Below are 20,458 nucleotides of genomic sequence, written 5' to 3' on the forward strand. Positions count from 1 at the left end.
ATTGAGTCCTTACTGTTTGCGACTTTTCAGTCGCATGATTCCTTGCTGCACTAGCAGGAAAAATAGTGGAACGAAAAGCAACGTCAGTAGCGTCCCTGAAAGCATGCCGCCAATCACCGCCGTCCCAATTTCTTGTTGGCTGGCAGCGCCGGCACCTGCAGAGAGTACCAGAGGGATCACGCCGACAACAAATGCGAGTGAGGTCATAATAATCGGACGCAAGCGCAGCCGTGCGCCTTCCAGTGCGGCTTCCGTCAGGCTTTTTCCTTGCTGAAACTGCGATAGCCCGAATTCGACGATCAGGATCGCATTTTTGGCCGAAAGGCCCATTGTTGTTAACATCCCCACTTGGAAATAAATATCATTTTCATAACCGGCGAGCAACGAAGCGCTGATCGCGCCAATGATGCCCAACGGGATAATCAACATCACGGCAATGGGGATCGACCAGCTTTCATATAGGGCAGCGAGGCACAGAAACATAAAGGCTAGCGATGCCAGATAGACCCACAGCGTTTGCACCGAAGATGAGCGCTCCTGCCAGGACAAACCGCTCCATTGCAGGTCAAATCCGTTCAGCGAGCTGACCATTTCGGACATTTCAGCCATTGCCACGCCGGAGCTGACGCCAGACGCAGCACCTCCTTGAAACTGCACGGCCGACAGCCCATTGAAACGCTGAAGCATCTGCGGTCCGCTGGTCCAGCGAAGCGTCGAGAAGCTGTCGAAGGACGCCATGTTGTCGCTGTTGCCACGGACAAACCAGGCGGATAAATTTTCCGGTGTTGAACGCCAGGGCGCGTCTCCCTGGATATACACGCGTTTAACCCGCCCTCGATCGACAAAGTCGTTAACATATATGCCCCCCCAGGCCGCTGAAAGCGTATTGTTGATATCGGCCTGATCCAGCCCCTGAACCTGCGCTTTTTGTCGGTCGACATCGACTTGCAGCTGCGCCTTTTCCTCCAGACTATTAATCCTTACCGCGTTAAGAGCAGGATTTTCTCTGGCGGCATTGAGCAGGGTGGTTTGTGCCTGCATAAGTGCCGCACTGCCATTTTCGGCGCTGTCCTGCAGCCATAATTCAAAACCGCTGGATTGTCCGAGACCGCGAATGGTCGGGGGTGACATCACGCTTATGTTGGCCTGCCTGGCATTTTTATTAAAATACTGGTTCGCGCGTAGAATAATGGCCTGAGCGCTGTTTTCTTTCCCGGGACGCTGGTCCCAGTGTTTTAACTCAGCGAATGCCATACCGACGTTCTGCCCGCTACCGGCATTATTTCTTCCTGTGACCATAAAAATAACGTCGAGGTTATCTCTCTCCTCAGTCATAAAATAGTGGGTAATATCCGCGCCAACGGCCTCGGTCATCGACATCGGCGAACCAGACGGCAGCGAGTACTGAACCATAACCGCGCCCTGATCCTCCTCGGGCAAAAATCCGCTTGCGAGCTTTTGATATTGCCAGAGCATCAAAAAAGTTAGTATCAGGGCCAGACAAACAAAACGGAGTGGATGGGCGGTCATTCGACGAAGTGTGGCCAGGTAGCTGTTCTGACTTATCGTTACTCCGCGATTGAAGAGGGTAAAAAAACGACCTTTATTTATGTGTCCAGGCTTGAGCAGGTGGGCGCACAGCGTTGGCGTCAGCGTCAGAGCGACCAATGCAGACAGCGCCATTGCTGAAACAATGGTCACGGTGAACTGACGATAGATAATCCCCACAGAGCCACCAAAGAACGCCATCGGGATAAAAACGGTGGAGAGAACCAGAGCAATACCTATCAGCGCCCCGGTTATCTCATTCATCGAGCGCAGCGTGGCCTCCTGTGGAGTGAGGTTTTCCTCTGCCATCAAACGTTCAACATTTTCCACCACCACGATAGCGTCATCTACCAGCAGCCCGATTGCCAGCACCATGGCAAAAAGGGTCAGTGTATTGATGCTGTAGCCAAGCAGGCTGAGAATGCCGAAAGTGCCCAACAGAACCACCGGTACCGTCAGGGTCGGGATAAGCGTTGCACGCCAGCTTTGAAGAAAAAGATACATAACGGCCACGACAAAGAGTATCGCTTCAATCAGCGTATGCACCACGCTTTCGATCGATACCGTCACAAACGGAGTGCTGTCGCGTGGATAGGCGGCGATTACGCCTTGTGGAAAGCGGGGAGAAAGGCGTTCGACTTCAGTCCTAACTTTCTCCGCCGTTTCCAGCGCGTTGGCTCCCGAGGCCAACTGAATTGAGATCCCAGCGGAAGGGTAACCATTGAGCGTCGTTTGGTTTTGATAGTTTTCCGCGCCGATTTCCACGCGGGCCACGTCGCGCAAGTACACTACTGAGCCATCGCGATGGGTGCGTAGAATAATATTCTCAAACTGCTCCGGATGACCAAGGCGGGACTGCGTCGTCACCGTGGCGTTCAAATATTGTCCCTCAATCGTCGGCAGAGAACCAATTTCACCGCTGGTCACTTGCGAATTCTGCGCCTCGATCGCGGCCTGTATGTCCGAGGGCATCAATCCATAGCTGGTCAGTTTGAGCGGATTGAGCCAGATGCGCATGGCATACTGCGCGCCAAAAACAGTGGTTTCACCCACGCCTTCGACGCGGCTCAACGGTTCTTGTAAAGAGCTGATGAGGAAATCGCTAATATCAAGACTGGTTAATTGCCTGCTTGGGTCATACAAGGCTAACACCATCAAGCTGTCCCCCTGAGATTTGGTAACGGTAATTCCTTGCTGCTGCACCTCTTGTGGTAATCGTGTAATTGCTTGATTTACCGCGTTTTGTACCTGTACCTGCGCCATATCAGGGTTAACGTCCTGATCGAAACTAAGGCTAATGCGGGCCTGGCCAGCTGAACTGCTGCTTGAGGAAAAGTAGATCAACCCATCGATACCTTTGATCTGCTGCTCCAGCACCTGAGTAACACTATCCTCGACGGTTTCTGCTGAAGCGCCAGTATAGTTAGCCGAGACATTAATAGCAGGCGGGGCGATATCCGGATACTGTTCCACCGGCAAAGTCATCATGGCGAGAGCGCCGGTTGCCATGATGCAGATGGCGATGACCGCGGCAAAAACCGGGCGAAAGACAAAAAAACGGGCCAGCATTGTTATTCACCTTTGGTCAGTTAAGGGATTTTTGCATAGCAAACGCGTCAGTTGGTTCGTTTAGCTCGTCGTCAGCCGGAAGAGGAGAAAAAGGCAAGGGCGGTATCTGTTTTGCCACGCCGTAGGAGTTGATTGTGAACAATTTGCGGGTTGCAACACATGGTGATGCGCGCAAGTATTCACTGCTGAAGTTTGGCAAACCAGCATCAGCACTGGAGCTAAAAAGCCATAAGCCAATGAAATAAAGAAGCTTTCCCCAATTTCTTTCGTTGAGCATCAGTGTGATCTCATGAATTTATTTACTTTACAGTAAAGTAAATAAATTATTTAAACAAGCAATCCTCTGTACGAATGAAAAAAGGGAAAGCAAGAGCGTGAGTCAAAGGTCTTAGAACATGCCGTTGCCGCTGGCGGTTTTTTGCGGAACGTTTTGGGTAACATCCCAATGTTCAACGATTTTGTGCTGTTCGTTGAGGCGGAAGATATCCACGATAGCCCGCGTAACGCCTGGCTCACGACCGGTCACTTCAACATGCAAGATCACGTTATCTCCGTCGACGAATGCCTGCTTAATTTCGCTGTGCGAGTCGGGATATTTACTCTTCAGAAAAGCGATAAACTGCTCGAAGCCTTCCACGCCATCTTTTGCCATCGGATTGTGCTGTACATAGCGATCCCCGAGATAGGGCCTGGCGGCAGAGAAGTCTTTTTCATTCAAGGCCTTATTATAAAAATCAATCACATTCTTTTTATTCAACAGCTCGCTTTCGCTATTGCCCGCAAAAACGGCGGGCGTCAGAGCGAAAAACAATGAAAGGGCGACTATCGATTTTTTAAGCATGCTTCCTCCAGCGATGGTTTGATGTCAGGCTTCAGGCCTGTCAGGTTAATGAACCGGCCACCCAGCGACATTTCAGACAGTAACGGTCTGCTGAGTTTGCGGCTGATTGAGATGACTCCATGAAAAAATGGAGTCTTGAATCTGCGGCATCGACTCGTTTAGATCAAGCTGCTTTTACTTAAGAAGAAAAAAGGGCAGTTTGGTCTGCTTTGCGGGAGGTCGCTAATCACCACAAATTACCAGGTTCATAATCCCATGTGGAGATCGTCAGGTATGCTTAATGTGATTTAACATAATATACATTATGCGTACTTGCATTGTAGCAGCAAAGTTATAATGTCCGCTTCGGGCTAAGTTAAGATGTCCGTCGTGTATAATCAACAGGAAGATTCCCATGACGGCACACGCAGCGGAGTTTTTCACTTTGGATGAAGTTAACCGACTCAAAATCATTCAGGACGTTGTCGACCGGCGTCTGACCACACAGATGGCCGCGCAGCGCCTGGGGATATCTGACCGCCAGTGCCGACGCCTTCTGTTGCGTTACCGTGAATCTGGCCCGCTTGGTATGACTAACCGCCGTCGTGGAAAACCCAGCAATAACCAACTGCCTGATGGCCTTGCACAGTACGCGCTCAATATTATACGAGAACGCTATACCGACTTCGGGCCGACGCTGGCGTGTGAGAAACTCGCAGAACTGCACGATGTTCACCTGTCCAAAGAGACTGTCCGTTCACTCATGGTCAAAGCCGGTCTCTGGATCCCCCGCAAACAACGTGCGCCGAAAATACAGCAGCCACGGTATCGACGGGCCTGCTGCGGCGAACTGATCCAGATTGATGGTTGCGACCATCACTGGTTCGAGAACCGTGCGCCCGCCTGTACCGCACTGGTCTACGTCGACGATGCGACGAGTCGCCTGATGCAGCTTCGTTTCGTGAAATCAGAATCGACCTTCACCTATTTTGAAACCACCAGGGGCTATCTGGAAATGCATGGCAAACCATTGGCATTGTATAGCGACAAAGCCAGCGTCTTCAGAATCAACAATAAAAATGCCACCGGCGGCGATGGTTATACCCAGTTTGGCCGTGCGATGCACGAACTGAACATCCAGACTATCTGCGCCAATACCAGTTCCGCCAAAGGTCGCGTTGAACGTGCCCATCTGACGCTTCAGGATCGCCTCGTAAAGGAGCTCAGGCTCAGGGGCATTTCTTCAGTGGATGCAAGCCAATGATTATGCCGATGAGTTCATGGCTGATTACAACCGACGCTTTGCGAAAGCGCCCCGGCATGACTTTGATGTGCATCGTCCACTTGAAACTGACGATGATCTGGCCACATTTTTCACATGGCGGGAACCACGCCGTGTTTCAAAATCCCTGACAGTGCAGTATGACAAAGTGCTTTATCTGATTGAAGATAATGAGTTAAGCCGCACGGCTATTGGCAAGTACATTGAAGTCTGGCATTACCCGGATGGCCGTAAGGAACTCCGGCTAAACGGGGTTGTCCTTCCCTACTCTACCTATGATCGCCTTCAGGAAATCGACCAGGGGGCTATCGTGGACAACAAGCGCCTCGGGCGTACACTTGAATTTATCAAACTGGTTCAGGATAAACGCGACAACAATCGGTCACAGGCTCTCCCTGCCGGAGATGGCCCGTCGCGGAGACGGAGAAAACCAACGGAGAAGAAATCCCAGCGCTCGCTTAACGGTGACGATATGCTGGAAGCACTAAAGACACTGCAATCACGTTCTGAGGAGATTTTTGGCACAAAGGAAAAATGATATTTATTGGAACAAAACAGTCTCTTTAATTAAAGAGACTGTTGCTTTTAAACGTTTAATAAATTTTTCATGAATCTAAAAAAACACTCAAGTCATTTGAAAATTTAACCGGGTTCTTCATCATCAAATTATGGTCACCAAAATCACTTTCACCATAAATATGTAAAACAGAACCTGAGAGGACACTATGAATCCACTTCTGGCTATCAAGCCAATCACTATTTTCACCTGTAAAAATGATTGTTGGCACATCTATTTTCGATGAAATAACATCACGCCAATCATTGTGAATATGATCCCACATTACCGCTACCATAGTATCTATGTTAGTCGGAATAATCTTTTCACCGAAATCCCTGACGTTAGCGTAGTAAGGCGAATCCATGCGGCTCAATAACTCAGGCAATCTTGTATTAACTACCATTTTATTAAAAGAAGCTTTGCCTGAGAACATATCTATCATTAGCTCTGCTGTCCTGCAAAATGCCCCAGATTGCAGGCGTTCATTTTCCGTCCAGTTCTGACGAACAAACAGAGCTGGAGCTTGATCAACGAAAGCCAGTTTTTTTATGCCCGAAGTACCATAATTATCTATATAATTCCAGATAATAGTTGCCCCCATAGAATGCCCACAAAGATTTATATCCACTACGTGAATATGTTCCAAAAACTCGTGAAGATCCTGAGCATATCGAGAAATTCTGTTCCCATAATGGTTATGTTCTGAAAGCCCCTGATTACGGAGGTCAAGTACAAATACGTGGTATTTTTGACTTAATATGTAAAGAATATAAAAATAATCTGTACCGTTTGATGACCAGCCCGGTACAAATATTAATGGTTCACCCTCACCAGCCTCCCACCATGTGAGCTTCATTTTGTCACTAGTACTAAATGAGTGGATTCGCAATTTATCAAAATCAGATACTGAATCTGGCATTCCATCAATATGATGCTTAAAAGAAAAAGAACGAAAGTCAGCTAACTGGCTTTGTGTGATTTCATTTGAATCTGTAGTATTCATGATTTTTTTACCCATATCGTTATGAACAAAAGTGTAAAATAATATATGTCAGCAAAAACTAGTGCTTAAAGTATTTAAATAACTCTATCTTTACCCGCATGCCATGCAAAATAGGACTGTATGAAAGTAACAAAAATCAAACAGACAAGCGTGGAATCCCAGCTCATAGAATACCCACGAATAATCCCTGCCAGATATGGGCCAAGAGCACCTATAAGATAACCAACACATTGAGCCTTACCGGATAATTGACCTGCCTGACTATGTTCACGTGTACGAAGACCAAAGAGAGTAAGGCAGGTTACCATAGACATTCCTGCACCAACGCCTGCGAACACTAACCATATTGCAGCTAATCCTGGCATAATCAGGATGCCAGCGATACCAACAGTAATAAAGAGTGAACACAGAAGCCCCAGAATACTCTGGTCTTTCATTCGTGATATGAACGCAGCGGTCGTTAGGTTTGCTATAACGGCAACCGCCTGGTACAAGAACAAGTGATAACCTGCCGTTGTAGCACTGACGCCATGTTCCCCTGCCATTGATGGATACCAGTCAATAACTGTGTAGAAAACCATCGTATGCAATGCCATAAACATCGATACCTGCCACGCAATCGAACTTTTCCAGACAGAACGGTTACCCTGAACACGCGTTTTCGCGGTAGAGTCAGACTCATGAGCTCCCCCAACACAAACCTTTAGCCACACAATAAGACCCAGCACGGCAGTTATCACCCAAACTCCGGTAGATAATCTCCATCCGGCAGTACTGATTACGGAAAGCGGAGCTGCAATTCCACTGGAAAATGCAGCTGTCAGCGCCATCGTCGCGGCATAGAGCCCAACACAACGTGCGGTATGGGAAGGGAAATCCCTTTTAACCAGGGGAACTACCAAAACGTTTGCAATTGCGATACCTAATCCTATGATAAAAGTGCCCAGCCATAACCCGGGCAACCCCATCAGAGAACGGACAATACATCCCACCGTAATAAGAATGAGCGCGGTCAAAAGTGCTTTCTCAAGACCAACTTTTCGGGTGAGCCTAGGAGCGAAAGGTGAAGCAAGTCCAAAAATAAGCAAAGGCAAAGCGTTAAGTAAACCCGATGCAGAGTTTGACAGGGAAAATGAAGCGGAGATTTCGTGAATTACTGGCCCAAGTGCGGTAATAGGAGCTCTTAAGTTGGATGCTATTAGCAACACTCCGACAAAGGTCAATGAGCGCAGAGAATTTTTTACAAGAGGAGTTTTATAAGAATGAACAGACATACTGAATCAACCTGCCAGATACGGAACTATGTAAGCTCGTATATAGTGCGTTGGTTGACGTTAACGCTTACGCACTTCGGTAACGCCGAAATGTCTGTTGCGCAGGTTACCTATACTTGTAAATGGTGTCAACATCTTCGATTCCGCTTGTTCTATTAAGAACACAACTGAAATTAATCGTTGCTGATGCCTGTAGTGCATATAATCTCACTATGCAAAGAGCGGACATTTGAACTTTGCCCTACCCCGGACATCTGAACTTAGCTTTGACATCATGGAGCGTGACGGATAACGGCGTTTAACGTTGTGCATTACTGTGGTTCTTGCTGGCCTGTGCTTGTTCCGTTCTCGTAGCTATCCAATCAAACTGGTCATCTATCGTTGCTCTGTCTGCGACGAGCGCCATTCAGCCTTCATGATATCCGCAATCAGACATGTCGCTTTCTTTCTCCAACAATCATCTCCGGCTGTCAGATTACATCGCGGACAACAACAACATCATTATGTCGTTGTCCGCGTCTACAATATCATTCTCAACATGGCGTTTTCACGACTCATCGTTCGCCATCGCTCCCGGGCGGCTTCGTCCTCGCCATGTCATCTCGATCAGAACACCTTAAATCGATATTCCATGATGACTTCCGAAGACAGCGTGTTTGTACGCGTATAATGGCCATCCGTAAGGACTGGCGTTTTTCCTTGCGTCTTGTATGACCATCCCGGCCCGAACATCGCCCAAAAAGTGAAGTTTTTAAACATGGACTGCGTTGGAACCCAACGGCTAAAGGCATTGATTTCCCCGGTGCGCACGTGATTCCCTTTATAGTTAAATTGCCCGATGTTTCCCGCCAGGCCTACGGCTAATTCAGGCGTTAACCGATATTCGGTGATGTTCGCCAGCACCAGTTCCCCATCACGCATGTAATCGTCGCCAGCGTAGGCCATAGAAATAAATGTTCCCCGAGAATTTTTGCTCATGTGGCGTGGATAAAACCCGACTTCATCTGCTTTTTTAGCATTGGTGTAGCCAATGCCCATTTTGCTATTCCAGCGTTCACCTTTCCAGGTCGCGTCCAACGCAAAATGCCAGGCATTATTGTCAAAATCCCGTTTACTCGCGGGCATTGCACGGTAACTTTCCATGGCGTGGGTGCCGTATACCTGAGTGCCTATCGTTAGCTGCGTATCAGGTCGAAACTGCGTAAACAGCAGGTGCCGCTGCAGATAGCCTTTGCTCTCACCATAAGCATACTGTGCATCAAAATTTTTTCCCCGCCAGAGAATTTCTCCGCTTGCCAGGTGGCTAATATATTCACCGGTATTGGTCTGAAATCGCTTTTTATCTGGTGAGTTTCTGTCCATGGAATTTTCAAGCCATGCCCCTCTTATGGTAAATGGACCGTAGCTTAAAGCACTGCTTACGCCGGAATACGTTGTCGGCGAAAGCCTGTTAGATGTTGAAATAACGCCATAATTTTTCAGCATCTGCCATCCCCAGCGCGCGTTTAGCTGAGCACCAGAAAGCGTGTAGTTAAGCTTCACGTTACGTTGACCAAACTTTGAATACCCTTCTGCATTGCTTTTTTTGTTACCAGTCCCATTGTTATAAAGCACGCCGCGGGAGTTGAAATAGTCGCTGGCGCCCAACTTTATCGCGCTATAATACGATACGTCGAAGCCGATAATATCGGCTAAATAACCAGACTGGTATTCTGCTGAAAATCCCTGACCCCAGGCGTTGTGTACATGTTTAGGGTTGGCATTTTCCTCCTTAAGATATTTCCAATAATTCTTTGCAGAGACAGTGAGCTGTGAGTCAGTAAAAAAAGGATCATCAAAAATAGCGTCTGTAGCGGCCCATACAGGCGTAACCAGCCCGCACGCTATTAACGCGGCAGTTATGTTGTTAAACATTTTTATTTCCTGAGAAAAGATCCGCCATAGCATATTTATGGCGGAAAACTAAACTGTCAGATTATTTATGGTTTAGTGAAACCTTGCCTGCTTCAACGTATTTCATGGTGCCAATTTCTGGCACACTGTATTTACCATCGTGATAAGTGATTTTCACCACCGCAGCATTCGACAATGGCAGATTTTTGGCCGGGTCCTCCGTCAGATCGGAAATCATTATCTGAATCGCGGTACCTGAAGAAATGGCCAAAATATTTTTATCACCCTCTTTTTGGGCATTTTCTACAATAGTTGCCAGCGCAGCTTGTGTCCGTTCTTTTACCTGCTCATAGTTTTCCGCTAGCTGTTTAGGATCGGATTTGGCCAGCGCGTTCTGGCTTTCGCTTACCGAAAGTGTGCCAGCTTTCATCCCCTTAAAAAGCGCTTTACTGTCCGACATTCCTAGTGCGTGTGCGCCTGCATTGGCCATATCGACATTATAACCGCCTTCAAAACCGCCAAAAAACGCCTCTCGCAGGCCTGTCATTTCGGTTAAATGATAATCCGTTACGCCAGCCTGTTTAAGAATTACTGCCATGGTTTCGCGCTGCCGTCCCGCATCACTGGAATAAAAACGATCAAATTTTATCCCTTTGAGTCCCTCACCTAAATATTGAGCAACCTGCACCCCATCCTTCGTCAACGGGGAATCAATCCAACCTTGCACGCGGTCAAACGAATTAAGCAGCGTTTTCCCATGACGCGCAAAATAAATATTGATGACCTCCTGGTCATTTTTATCGTTACTTTTCGCCATCAGCAGTGGACTGGTAACGGCGGTAACAGCCATTAAGGCCCCCAGAAATAAATTTTTCATTTTATAAGAATCCTTTTCTATAGCCAAAAAAAAACCTACGTACTCTTCAGCGCCCTGGCATGCAGGTGGAGAAGAAAACGTAGGTTTTGCCTGTTGATACAGTAACAATCCAGCTATTACGGACCCTATCACTAATGCTTTTGAATTGCACTTAATCTATAACGATGATTTATGTAAATGTGATCCTCCTCATATCAACCGTATTTCCGTCTGGACGTAAATATCTGCAGTACGTATTTTAAATTCACTTGGGATTGTTACTCTTTCAGGCAAAACCTAAGGCCGTTTCTGTACTCGTTGCAGGAGCGGCCTTAGGTTTTTTTTTGCATTGTATCTACCCTAGGATTAACAGGAGTTTCGATGAACAAGTCATGTATTGCCGCAGCGCTGATCTCTGCATTCACTTTCACCGTAAGCGCCGCCCCGCTTAAAATTTTGATTGTAAACGACGATGGTTGCGAATCTCCGGGCAGTATTTCGCTTCAGGAAAAACTCACGCAAAAAGGTTTTGAGGTATGGATGGTCGCTCCTGCTACCAATCAGAGCGGCATCGGTTCGGCCATTACCTTCAAAACGGGTAAAATCTTTGATGTAAAGAAAGCTGCTGATAAACGCTACTGCTTCCCGGGAACGCCCGCTGATGCGGTTGATTTCGGCTTACGGGGACTACTCATTAATAATCAGCCCGACCTGGTTATCTCTGGCGTCAACGATGGCCCGAATACCGGGATGGCCCAGGTCAATTCAGGGACGGTTAGTGCGGCAGCCAGGGCTGTACGTTATGGTTTCCCGGCGATTGCGGCCAGCATTGGGTATATCTTTACCGAAGTTGAAATGAAGAATAAATGGCCAAGCACACATAAATATTGGCCTGATGCGGTGGATTATGTGGTTGAGGTTGTTGAGACCCTGAATCGTAATCATGTTCCTGGTTCACCTTTGGTGCCTAAAGGATCGGGCTTAAGCATTAACTATCCGCCGCTGCCAAAATCAAAAATTAAAGGTGTACACTATATCGAAAATGAGATGTTCCCTACCCCACAGATTGGTTATGATATTTTACCTGATGGACGCGCCAAACAAATCATCAACCCGGCATCGTTAAAGAACGTTGAGAACGATACCGATTCCGGCTGGCTTAATAAAGGTTATATCACCTACACCCTCTTTGATGGGGCAACGAACGCGCCGCAATTTCAGGCGCAATATGAAGCACTGCTGAATAAATAATTCACCAGTTTATTTCACAACTTTGTACCATCCACTTCGTTCCTGCCGGCGATATACTAAATCGCTGGCAGGCGATGTTTTCAATTTTTCATCACCGCCAAATTATATTGCTCAAGCCCTCATCCGTACTGTACGACGCGTACCCTTCCAATATCAGGTAAATACTTGATTGAGTTCAAAAGTTAGTCTGTTTCGGACTATTCCTGGTTGTTTATGGTTTTTTTAACATCTAACCTCATTTTTCTATAATTCCACAATTCACGTAGCGAGCAGCTCATGACCTTCCCTGCACATTCTTCAAATCTGCCCGACTATGGGTTTGCTCGTAGCCTGGGACTAGCCTCTGGTAGTGATTTTGATTTTACCGCGCTGGCCGCACAACTGGACTGCTCCCGTGATTTCTCTCAAGCCGGGATAATCTATTCCGACGGAATGAATCGCTGGCTTGTGCGCCCTTCACGTAGAATCGCCACACCAAACCAAAGTAGCGTTAGCCATGTTATCGTGACAAAAATTGCATCCTCGACGCCGCACAATGCCGCAAAAGCCACGATCAAAACGCTACAAGCACCGTCACTGGCTAATGAAATTACCTCCACGGCTATAGCCTGCGGCGCTGCCGTGGTCACTGTCTTTTTAGCGCTTGGAGCTGGCGCGGCCATCCCCCTCACCGCCGGAGCCTCAGGCGTGGTGGCAGCAATGATCACTGCAGGTGGTGTGGCTACCGGTTTACAGTGTTTTATCGGTAGCGGACGTCTGTTAGCTATCGGTATCGGCCATGAGGAGGATATTGCCTGGCTTGACAGCCAGGACTGGTATACCGCAACCTCAACAGCCCTGGATATCGTTTCTTTAGCTGGCGCTGGTGCGGGTTTAAAAAGTACCATTGCAACATATAAATTAATGAAAGCCAGTTCCTCCTCCGGGGCGATAAACTGGCTCAAAAGTCTGAGCCGGGCCGAGCGTAAGCGTATTACAGAAGAAATCATCCGCGCCCAAAATCCAGGAATTTCTAACGGTGGAATTAAGGCGGCCATGCAGGCGCAGCTTTACCCTAAGCGTTTCCCGTCTGAGGCTATACAGCGTTCTTTGCAGCGCGAATTAACGAATGCGGTTATTAATACCTCAGCCTTCGCGGGGAGCGCGCTCACCGGAACAATACGCCACCCGCAAAATATGACGCAATCCGGTAAGTACGTCATCGGCGTTATACAGTCGTTCTCATTTTAGATAGTTAAAGCACTCGGCATAATGAAATATATTAATGACAGTCTCAAACTGGGCACCATCGTTGAGCAAAGGATAAAGGAGCAGGATCCTAAGCAGTTAGAGTCCGCGAAAATGTACTTGATGGAGCGTATGGGAACGCCTGTCGGGTTGCATACGGCTGGCGTGCCTTTTATTTTAAGCGCGCTGTTAAGCGTAATAAGTTTTGCTATGCCGCAGCTAACGCTTTGGGGAGCCATCTTTCAGTGGTTTTCCTGGCCCGCGCATGCTGTTTTTGCTGGTATCATCCCCACAGGTTTACTCTATTGTCTGCTGATCTTCCCGTCGATGACGCTGTTCTCTCGGGGTTTTCTGGCGGCGCTTAAGTTCTATCTAGGTCTGATTTTCCTGACCGCCGCGCTCGCCGCGGGAAATCTCATTTACGCATTCATTTCGGTATTCATATTTGGCGGGCATGCCGGTTTGCTTATAAGTGCTTTGGTTGGTGTATTGTTTAGCGCTGGGAGCATCAAACTCATTAACAGCGCTATGTTTGTAAAAACCTCAGCATTTTATTTACATAATCGAGTTTGGCGCTGGCAATTAAAACATCATGCACAAAATGCGATATGATAAAAAACCTCTGCTGGCTCATGCTGACGTTGTTAAGCTCGACGGGGCTTGGCGCCTGGTTTCTTCAACAGCAATATGACGCGCGCTCCGCCGACTTCCGCATCCTGTATCGAGAAATCACGGTAAAGGTGTCGCAGCACGATGCCATCATCCCCCTGCTTCCGGCCGGTCAAAATGCCGCCGAAGTCCAGCAGATCCTGCCGCAAATCGTGCAATGGCGCCGCTACGATTCCCTTGAACCGCGACGCCCCATCGTCGCGCAAAGCCCTGCACGCTACTGGCTGAATCTTCCGGGCATCTCCCTGCTGATTGATTTGAACACCCTACTTAACAGTCTCAATGAGAAAAAGACATTCAAACATCTTGCCATTCTCTGGGACGATACCACGTTGCTTGAGGAAGGTACCGCCTCTGCCAACACCTGGTGGCGTTGGGAGAAAACCGTCGCCAGCCCGACGCAGCCGCTGCGGATTAGCGCAGGCGATAACCCGCAGTGGCATCAACTGCCGTGGTGGCTGATACTTTCACCGGCACTGTTCTGGGCGGTGATTATCTATCTCGTTAATCAGTATCGAACCAATAAACGCCGACGGGATATCGCCGATTTACGCTCTCGCTATGGCGAACTTACTCGTCTTAATACCATGGGCGAACTGGCCGCCGGCATCGTACATGAGCTTAATCAACCGTTGACCGCCATCATGAGCTATAACCAGGCGGCAGTGCGCCTGATTAAAAAAAATGATCCCGTGCGGATCCCCGAACTACTTGAGGCCTCAGTGTTGCAGATAAAACGCATTGACGCCCTGCTCAGCCAGTTTCGTCTCAAGCTCACTAGTAAGCGCGCCGAATATCAGCCGGTGGACCTTACGTCCCTGTGGCTACGCGTTTGCGAATTACTGGATAACGAGATCGGCGCGGGGAAAGTTCGCGTCTCCAGCCATTTTCCGCCGGACCTCCCCGCGCTTCCTGCGCCGCCGCTATGGGTGGAGCAAATTCTGCATAATATCGCCAGCAATGCCATTCAGGCGCAAGGCGCAAATGCTCCCGGTAGCGCATGGATTCATTTACAAGCTGAGCGAGTGAATGACGGTATTACCTTAACGATTACTGATGGCGGACCAGGGTTATCGACTGAAGCGCTGGAGCAGGTATTTATGCCGTTTTATACCACCCGTAGCGACGGCGTTGGGTTGGGCATGGCTCTCACCGATACTCTCGTCCAGCGTCTTAATGGCACGATAGAAGCGAGCAATATCACCGGACAAGGCGCCTGCTTCCGGCTATGGTTTCCGCTACGCACGGAGGAGAAGTAATGGAACAGTATATCTGGTTAATAGATGACGATGCGGCAATCCGCGATTCATTGAGTCTGCTGCTCTCAACCGTTGGCTGGCAGGCGCAGGCTTTTGATAGCGCACATGCTTTTCAACATCAGGCAGGGAATCTTGCTGAATTAACCGGCTGTATGCTGCTGGACATCCGCATGCCGGGGAAAACCGGGCTGACGCTGCTCGATGAGTGGCGCCAGCTAGGTTTAACCTTACCGGTTATTATTATGACCGGGCACGGTAATATTGATTTATGCCGTCGCGCCTTCAAAAATGGCGCCTTTGAATTTTTAACCAAACCCATTGATGCCGACCTGTTATTCGAAGTAGTCGGCGAAGCGATGGCGCAGCAAAAAGCGCATCTCGAACGACAACAAATATTACTGCCGCTGCAGGAAAAACTCGCCACACTTACCGCCCGCGAACATGAAATGCTCCAGCAGCTGATTCAGGGATATTCCAGTAAAGAAATCGCTCGTTTATGCTCGCTATCGCCGCGTACCGTCGAAGCGCATCGCGCCAATATTTTTAGCAAGCTTGAAGTTAACTCGCTGCCCAAACTGTTAAAGATTTACGCTGATGTCGCCAGTGGTTCTAAGTAAAAATACCTGGTACGTTCGGTATTCGCGGCAATAGTCGCCATGCTCCCTGCGCCCTAGTATTGGCCTATCGCCACTCAACACGACGGAGCATCACTATGAAACGTATTCTTCTTAGCGCCATTCTGCTCGGTAGCCTGGTCACTACCGCCAGCGCCACCACGGGCGTACTCAGCCAGCAAAATTTGTCACTTGAGCTCGCGGATAAAATCGCGCAAAGCACGCTTCAGGCCTGCGTCAAAGATGGCTATAACGTCGCCGTCACTCTGGTCGACCGTTCCGGTACGCCACTATTGATGAAGAGAATGGATAATGCCGGCCCGCACACCGTCGAAGCCAGCCGTATGAAAGCATTCACCGCGCTAACCACTAAAAACGCCACCAGCGCTGTCATGAAAGGTTCTCAGTCCAACGCCGGAGCCGCGAACCTGCGCGATATACCCGGTTTTCTGCTATTAGCTGGCGGAGTGCCGGTTAAGATGGGCAACCAGGTCATTGGCGCGGTTGGCGTCGGCGGCGCGCCGGGGGGAAATTTTGACGAAGCCTGCGCAATTGCCGGGTTGAAATCTATCGAAGGCGAACTTAACCAGGGCTAATCCAAAGCGCGGGTAGACTATTGCTACCCGCTTTGCCATAGCGGGTTACCGACTCACATGCTGCATGGCGTTTTGCTCAACCGCCCCGCTTATCTTCTTCGCCCGACTTTCTTGACCAAAGAAGGTCAGTATCGCGATAATGATCGCTACCGTACCGGCAACAATTGCCATCGCCAGTCCATAGTTCTGACCATGATGTTCCGCGATCGTGGCCTGCAAAGTCGCATTAACCGAAGCAATAAGATTACCCAATTGATACACAAAGCCCGGCAGCACCGCCCGGGTATTCGCTGGAACCAGTTCATTCAGATAGGTCGGGACCACGCCCCAGGCGCCCTGAACCATGAACTGCATCAGGAATGCGCCGATTCCCAACATCAGTGAACCGCTAGCGAATGCCCACAGCGGGATAACCGGTAGCGCCAGCAGCGAGGCGGTTATAATGGCCTTTTTACGACCAATCTTCTCGGAAAGCGAACCGAACAGCACCCCGCCGATGATCGACGCAATATTGTAAGTGACCGCAATAATACTGATCGTTTTCGGATCAAAGCCGTGCTGCACTTTCAAAAATACCGGATACAGGTCCTGGGTACCGTGGGAAAAAAAGTTGAACGCCGCCATCAGTACCACCAGATAACAGCACAATTTCCAGTGCGTTTTCAGTACCGGCAGTAGCGCCGTGCTCTCCTTTTTCGCCCGTGACGCCAGCCATACCGGTGACTCCTGCACGCAGAACCAGATAAACGGCAACAGCAAAATAGGCGCAGCGCCGATAACAAACATCCCGCGCCAGCCGAGTAAATCAAATAGCAGCCCATAAGCGACGGCGGCAATCAGATAGCCAAACGGATAACCGGCCTGGAAAATTCCTGACATCAGCCCCCGGGAACGATCCGGAATGGTTTCCATTGACAGCGACGACGCCACGCCCCAAATACCGCCCATCGCCACGCCATACAACACTCTTAAAACCAGAAAAATCGTTAATGACGGCGCCGCGGCGGACAACAGCTCGAATATCGAAAAGAAGATGATATTCAACATCAGGATCGGCTTACGGCCATATTTCTCGGCGAGCCGACCAAAAATGAGCGCGCCGATAGGCCGTACGGCAAGCGTCAGTAATATCGCCAGCGTGACCTTTTCCAGCCCAACGTGAAACGTCTGGGCAATGTCACTCAGTAAGAAGACGAGGAGGAAAAAATCGAAGGCATCAAGTGTCCAGCTTAAGAAGCTGGCAATGGCGGCATTGCGCTGTAGTGAAGTCCAGCCTAACATCGTGTTATCCCTATCCTGGCACAGCGGCCTGGAGATGTAGCAGCTAGCCGAAAGAACATGCAGGGCCAACTGCATATGTAAATGTAAAGTTTCTTAAGTTACCCATATGTTAAATACACCCAACAATCGTATGGCTGCAAGTTAATTAGCATGCTAATTTGTTTCAAATTAAGTATATGTCCCCTGATACCCCGCGCAGGCAGAATGTATAGCATTTGATATACAGCTGTTCTACAATGAGCTGTATACCAATTGCTATACGGGAAAAGAAGATGAAATCAGATATCCAACTCAACATCCGGGCGAAGGAGTCCCAGCGGGCGCTGATTGATGCGGCCGCTGAAATTCTGCATAAATCGCGGACCGACTTTATTCTTGAGATGGCCTGCCAGGCGGCAGAAAACGTCATTCTCGACCGTCGGGTGTTTAACTTAAGCGATGAACAATACGCCGAATTTATCGACATGCTGGATGCGCCGGTTGAAGCTAACCCCGCTCTCGATAAATTGCTGGCGAGAAAACCGCAATGGGAAAAGTAAGCGCGCCGACGCCGCTATCTTCACACCACCAGATTGCGGAATTTTGTTGTGGAGAAACGGTTCTCGATCAATGGCTAAAACAGCGAGGATTGAAAAACCAGGCTCAGGGCGCCGCGAGAACCTTTGTGGTCTGCAAGGAAGATAGCCACCAGGTGGTGGGGTTTTATTCGTTAGCAACCGGCAGCGTTAATCACACGGAAGCCACTGGCGGCCTGCGGCGCAATATGCCCGATCCTATCCCGGTCATCATTCTCGCCCGCCTGGCGATCGACTGCGCTTTTCACGGACAGGGGCTGGGGGGCGATCTACTCCATGATGCGCTCTTACGCAGTTATCGCGTTGCCGAAAATGTTGGCGTACGTGCCCTGATGGTCCATGCTCTGACCGATAGCGCGAAACGATTCTATCTACACCACGGATTCAAAGCCTCAACCACCCAGGAACGCACACTTTTCCTCGCTTTGCCTAAATAACTCCACCTTTCGTCATTTTCTCTACCACACTTATCTTTCAGTTCGGGAACCGCACCAAAGGAAGGATAACGATGAAGAAAGTGGCGATTGTCGGCGTCGGGCCGACCGGGATATATACCTTTCATTCCCTGGTTGAACGGGGTGAGCCGCTGGAGATAGTGCTCTACGAGCAGGGTGAAGAGGCTGGCGTCGGCATGCCTTATAACGATGAGCATAATTCAGCGCAAATGCTGGCGAATATCGCCAGTATCGAAATCCCCCCCATCTATATTACCTATCTGACGTGGCTACAAAATCAGAGCGAAGACTGGCTCACCCGGTATGGCATTGAGCGTGAGGCCTTACATGAGCGGCAGTTTTTACCGCGTGTGATCCTCGGCGACTATTATCGCGATCGGTTTCTCGCGCTGTTAGAGAAAGCAAGGTTAGCGGGGTTCAAAGTTAGCGTGCGCGAGTCCTGCGAGGTGACCGATATCCAGGCAGAACAGGATGGCGTCAAACTGTGGGTTAACCATGCGCCCACAGCGGAACGCGCGGATTTTGCCGTTATCGCCACCGGACATCTTTGGCCGCAGGATGATGATTCCCCCCGCGAATATTATCCCAGTCCCTGGAGCGGCTTGATGCAGGCGCAGATAGCCCCGTGCCGGGTCGGTATCATGGGGACGTCACTCAGCGGCATTGATGCCGCCGTCGCCGTCGTCATTCAGCATGGCCACTTTACGACTGACGAGGATGAGAGCGTCCATTTTCGGCTTCATGACGCCAGCCACAAACTCCACATTACTCTGATGTCGCGAAACGGCATTCTGCCCGAGGCCGATTTCTACTGCCCCATCCCCTATGAACCGCTGGAGATAGTCACCCATCAGGCGCTGGAAGCGGCCATTGCCGAGGGGAGCGAGGGATTGCTGGATCGCGTATTCCAACTTATCGTCAAAGAGCTGGAACTCGCCGCGCCGCACTGGTGCAAGCAGATAGGTTTACGCCAGCTCACCGCGGATACATTCAGCGACGCCTGGTTTGTCGACAGAAAACGCCACGATCCCTTCGCCTGGGCGCAAGCCAATTTGCAGGAAGTGGAACGCAACAAACAGCAACAGCATACCGTGCCGTGGCGGTATACCATTCTGCGATTGCATGAAGTGATTGAGATGATTGCGCCGCATCTTAACGAACGCGATCGTGAACGCTTTAAAACAGGGCTCGCCCGGGTATTTATCGATAATTACGCGGCCATTCCGTCGGAATCGATTCGCCGCCTGCTGGCGTTACGGGAGGCAGGGCTTATTAGTATTCTGCCGCTGGGGTCCGTTTATCAACTGGAAGTTCAACCACAACGAACGGTCATCCACCATCACAATCAACGCAGCGAATTTGACGTCTTTATTGACGCCAGAGGCCAAAAGGCGCTGAAGAGTAAAGACATCCCTTTCCCGACGCTGCGCCAGCAGCTTCTCGCCTGTGGTGATGAAATCCCGGATATTGGTGACGATTACACCCTGCAGGCGCCGGCGTGCGCTCGCGGACGCATTGCCTTCGGCGCGCTGCCGTGGTTGATGCATGACCGCCCTTTCGTTCAGGGCCTCGTCGCCAGCGCGGAAATCGGCGCCGCGATGGCGAGAGCGGTTTCACAGCAGGCCAGCGGTCGCCGACGCAAGCTGTGGTTCAGCGATGAGTGGTGATCCATCAGCATGCGAATAACGACGAACAGCGTCTTAAGCGCAACAACGGAAAAGAGGCCG

At 49.6% G+C, this 20,458-nt stretch carries 17 protein-coding genes and 3 pseudogenes; 10 read left to right on the forward strand and 10 right to left on the reverse strand.

Annotated elements, in window-relative coordinates:
• Nucleotides 1–9: 9 nt before the first annotated feature.
• The 5 genes and pseudogenes from KGA69_RS18400 to KGA69_RS24180 all read right to left on the reverse strand — a co-directional run.
• Nucleotides 10–3,117: a multidrug efflux RND transporter permease subunit gene (locus KGA69_RS18400; RefSeq protein WP_213292555.1), complete on the reverse strand. Its 3,108-nt coding sequence runs from the start codon at nucleotides 3,115–3,117 to the stop codon at nucleotides 10–12.
• A gap of 16 nt (nucleotides 3,118–3,133) precedes the next feature.
• Complete coding sequence (locus KGA69_RS18405) at nucleotides 3,134–3,394, reverse strand: hypothetical protein (protein WP_047048336.1); 261 nt, start codon at nucleotides 3,392–3,394, stop codon at nucleotides 3,134–3,136.
• Between the two features lie 111 nt (nucleotides 3,395–3,505).
• On the reverse strand, nucleotides 3,506–3,958 hold the full coding sequence (locus tag KGA69_RS18410; RefSeq protein ID WP_015705397.1) for a nuclear transport factor 2 family protein: 453 nt from the start codon (nucleotides 3,956–3,958) through the stop codon (nucleotides 3,506–3,508).
• A 40-nt stretch (nucleotides 3,959–3,998) separates the two neighbouring features.
• A pseudogene (locus tag KGA69_RS24375) lies at nucleotides 3,999–4,132 on the reverse strand (hypothetical protein); the annotation flags it as partial.
• Nucleotides 4,133–4,376: 244 nt separating this feature from the next.
• Nucleotides 4,377–4,481: pseudogene (locus KGA69_RS24180) on the reverse strand (hypothetical protein); the annotation flags it as partial.
• Between KGA69_RS24180 and KGA69_RS18415 the strand changes: the two are divergent.
• Nucleotides 4,434–5,757, forward strand: a pseudogene (locus tag KGA69_RS18415) (ISNCY family transposase). The pseudogenes KGA69_RS24180 and KGA69_RS18415 sit on opposite strands and share 48 nt — an antisense overlap.
• A gap of 67 nt (nucleotides 5,758–5,824) precedes the next feature.
• Here KGA69_RS18415 and KGA69_RS18420 read toward each other — a convergent pair.
• The 4 genes from KGA69_RS18420 to KGA69_RS18435 all read right to left on the reverse strand — a co-directional run bounded on the left by KGA69_RS18420 (nucleotide 5,825) and on the right by KGA69_RS18435 (nucleotide 10,765).
• A complete protein-coding gene (locus KGA69_RS18420; protein WP_045394411.1) occupies nucleotides 5,825–6,781 on the reverse strand; it encodes an alpha/beta fold hydrolase in 957 nt (318 codons plus the stop codon).
• A 74-nt stretch (nucleotides 6,782–6,855) separates the two neighbouring features.
• On the reverse strand, nucleotides 6,856–8,055 hold the full coding sequence (locus tag KGA69_RS18425) for an MFS transporter (protein WP_213292556.1): 1,200 nt from the start codon (nucleotides 8,053–8,055) through the stop codon (nucleotides 6,856–6,858).
• 606 nt (nucleotides 8,056–8,661) lie between these two features.
• Nucleotides 8,662–9,969, reverse strand: a complete 1,308-nt coding sequence (locus KGA69_RS18430) for an OprD family outer membrane porin (protein WP_074165761.1) — start codon at nucleotides 9,967–9,969, stop codon at nucleotides 8,662–8,664.
• 61 nt (nucleotides 9,970–10,030) lie between these two features.
• On the reverse strand, nucleotides 10,031–10,765 hold the full coding sequence (locus KGA69_RS18435) for a histidine phosphatase family protein (protein ID WP_223683734.1): 735 nt from the start codon (nucleotides 10,763–10,765) through the stop codon (nucleotides 10,031–10,033).
• A 420-nt stretch (nucleotides 10,766–11,185) separates the two neighbouring features.
• Here KGA69_RS18435 and surE point away from each other — a divergent pair, with 420 nt between their 5' ends.
• From surE to KGA69_RS18465, 6 genes are all read left to right on the forward strand, one after another.
• On the forward strand, nucleotides 11,186–12,055 hold the full coding sequence (gene surE, locus KGA69_RS18440) for a 5'/3'-nucleotidase SurE (protein ID WP_063447060.1): 870 nt from the start codon (nucleotides 11,186–11,188) through the stop codon (nucleotides 12,053–12,055).
• A gap of 276 nt (nucleotides 12,056–12,331) precedes the next feature.
• Complete coding sequence (locus tag KGA69_RS18445) at nucleotides 12,332–13,285, forward strand: hypothetical protein (RefSeq protein WP_047048276.1); 954 nt, start codon at nucleotides 12,332–12,334, stop codon at nucleotides 13,283–13,285.
• Nucleotides 13,286–13,306: 21 nt separating this feature from the next.
• Nucleotides 13,307–13,894, forward strand: coding sequence for a hypothetical protein (locus tag KGA69_RS18450; RefSeq protein ID WP_045394417.1), 588 nt, complete (start codon nucleotides 13,307–13,309; stop codon nucleotides 13,892–13,894).
• A complete protein-coding gene (locus KGA69_RS18455) occupies nucleotides 13,891–15,210 on the forward strand; it encodes a sensor histidine kinase (RefSeq protein ID WP_049060916.1) in 1,320 nt (439 codons plus the stop codon). Before KGA69_RS18450 ends, KGA69_RS18455 begins: the two co-directional genes overlap by 4 nt.
• On the forward strand, nucleotides 15,210–15,827 hold the full coding sequence (locus KGA69_RS18460; protein ID WP_045394421.1) for a response regulator transcription factor: 618 nt from the start codon (nucleotides 15,210–15,212) through the stop codon (nucleotides 15,825–15,827). Before KGA69_RS18455 ends, KGA69_RS18460 begins: the two co-directional genes overlap by 1 nt.
• 95 nt (nucleotides 15,828–15,922) lie before the next feature.
• Nucleotides 15,923–16,420: a GlcG/HbpS family heme-binding protein gene (locus KGA69_RS18465; protein WP_049061207.1), complete on the forward strand. Its 498-nt coding sequence runs from the start codon at nucleotides 15,923–15,925 to the stop codon at nucleotides 16,418–16,420.
• A gap of 45 nt (nucleotides 16,421–16,465) precedes the next feature.
• Here KGA69_RS18465 and KGA69_RS18470 read toward each other — a convergent pair whose 3' ends face one another.
• On the reverse strand, nucleotides 16,466–17,701 hold the full coding sequence (locus KGA69_RS18470; protein WP_047067471.1) for an MFS transporter: 1,236 nt from the start codon (nucleotides 17,699–17,701) through the stop codon (nucleotides 16,466–16,468).
• A gap of 272 nt (nucleotides 17,702–17,973) precedes the next feature.
• Between KGA69_RS18470 and KGA69_RS18475 the strand changes: the two genes are divergently transcribed.
• From KGA69_RS18475 to KGA69_RS18485, 3 genes are all read left to right on the forward strand, one after another.
• Nucleotides 17,974–18,240 carry a type II toxin-antitoxin system TacA family antitoxin gene (locus tag KGA69_RS18475; RefSeq protein WP_015705366.1) on the forward strand — a complete coding sequence of 89 codons (267 nt, stop codon included), beginning with the start codon at nucleotides 17,974–17,976 and terminating at the stop codon, nucleotides 18,238–18,240.
• The gene (locus KGA69_RS18480) at nucleotides 18,228–18,713 is read left to right on the forward strand and encodes a GNAT family N-acetyltransferase (protein ID WP_045394429.1); all 486 of its coding nucleotides are present in this window, start codon (nucleotides 18,228–18,230) and stop codon (nucleotides 18,711–18,713) included. The genes KGA69_RS18475 and KGA69_RS18480 overlap by 13 nt, the downstream gene beginning before the upstream one ends.
• A gap of 71 nt (nucleotides 18,714–18,784) precedes the next feature.
• On the forward strand, nucleotides 18,785–20,398 hold the full coding sequence (locus KGA69_RS18485) for an FAD-NAD(P)-binding protein (RefSeq protein ID WP_213292558.1): 1,614 nt from the start codon (nucleotides 18,785–18,787) through the stop codon (nucleotides 20,396–20,398).
• Nucleotides 20,399–20,458: the final 60 nt, after the last annotated feature.

Origin of the sequence: Klebsiella sp. A52 (genome assembly GCF_018388785.1) — a bacterium.
Lineage (GTDB): Bacteria > Pseudomonadota > Gammaproteobacteria > Enterobacterales > Enterobacteriaceae > Klebsiella > Klebsiella aerogenes.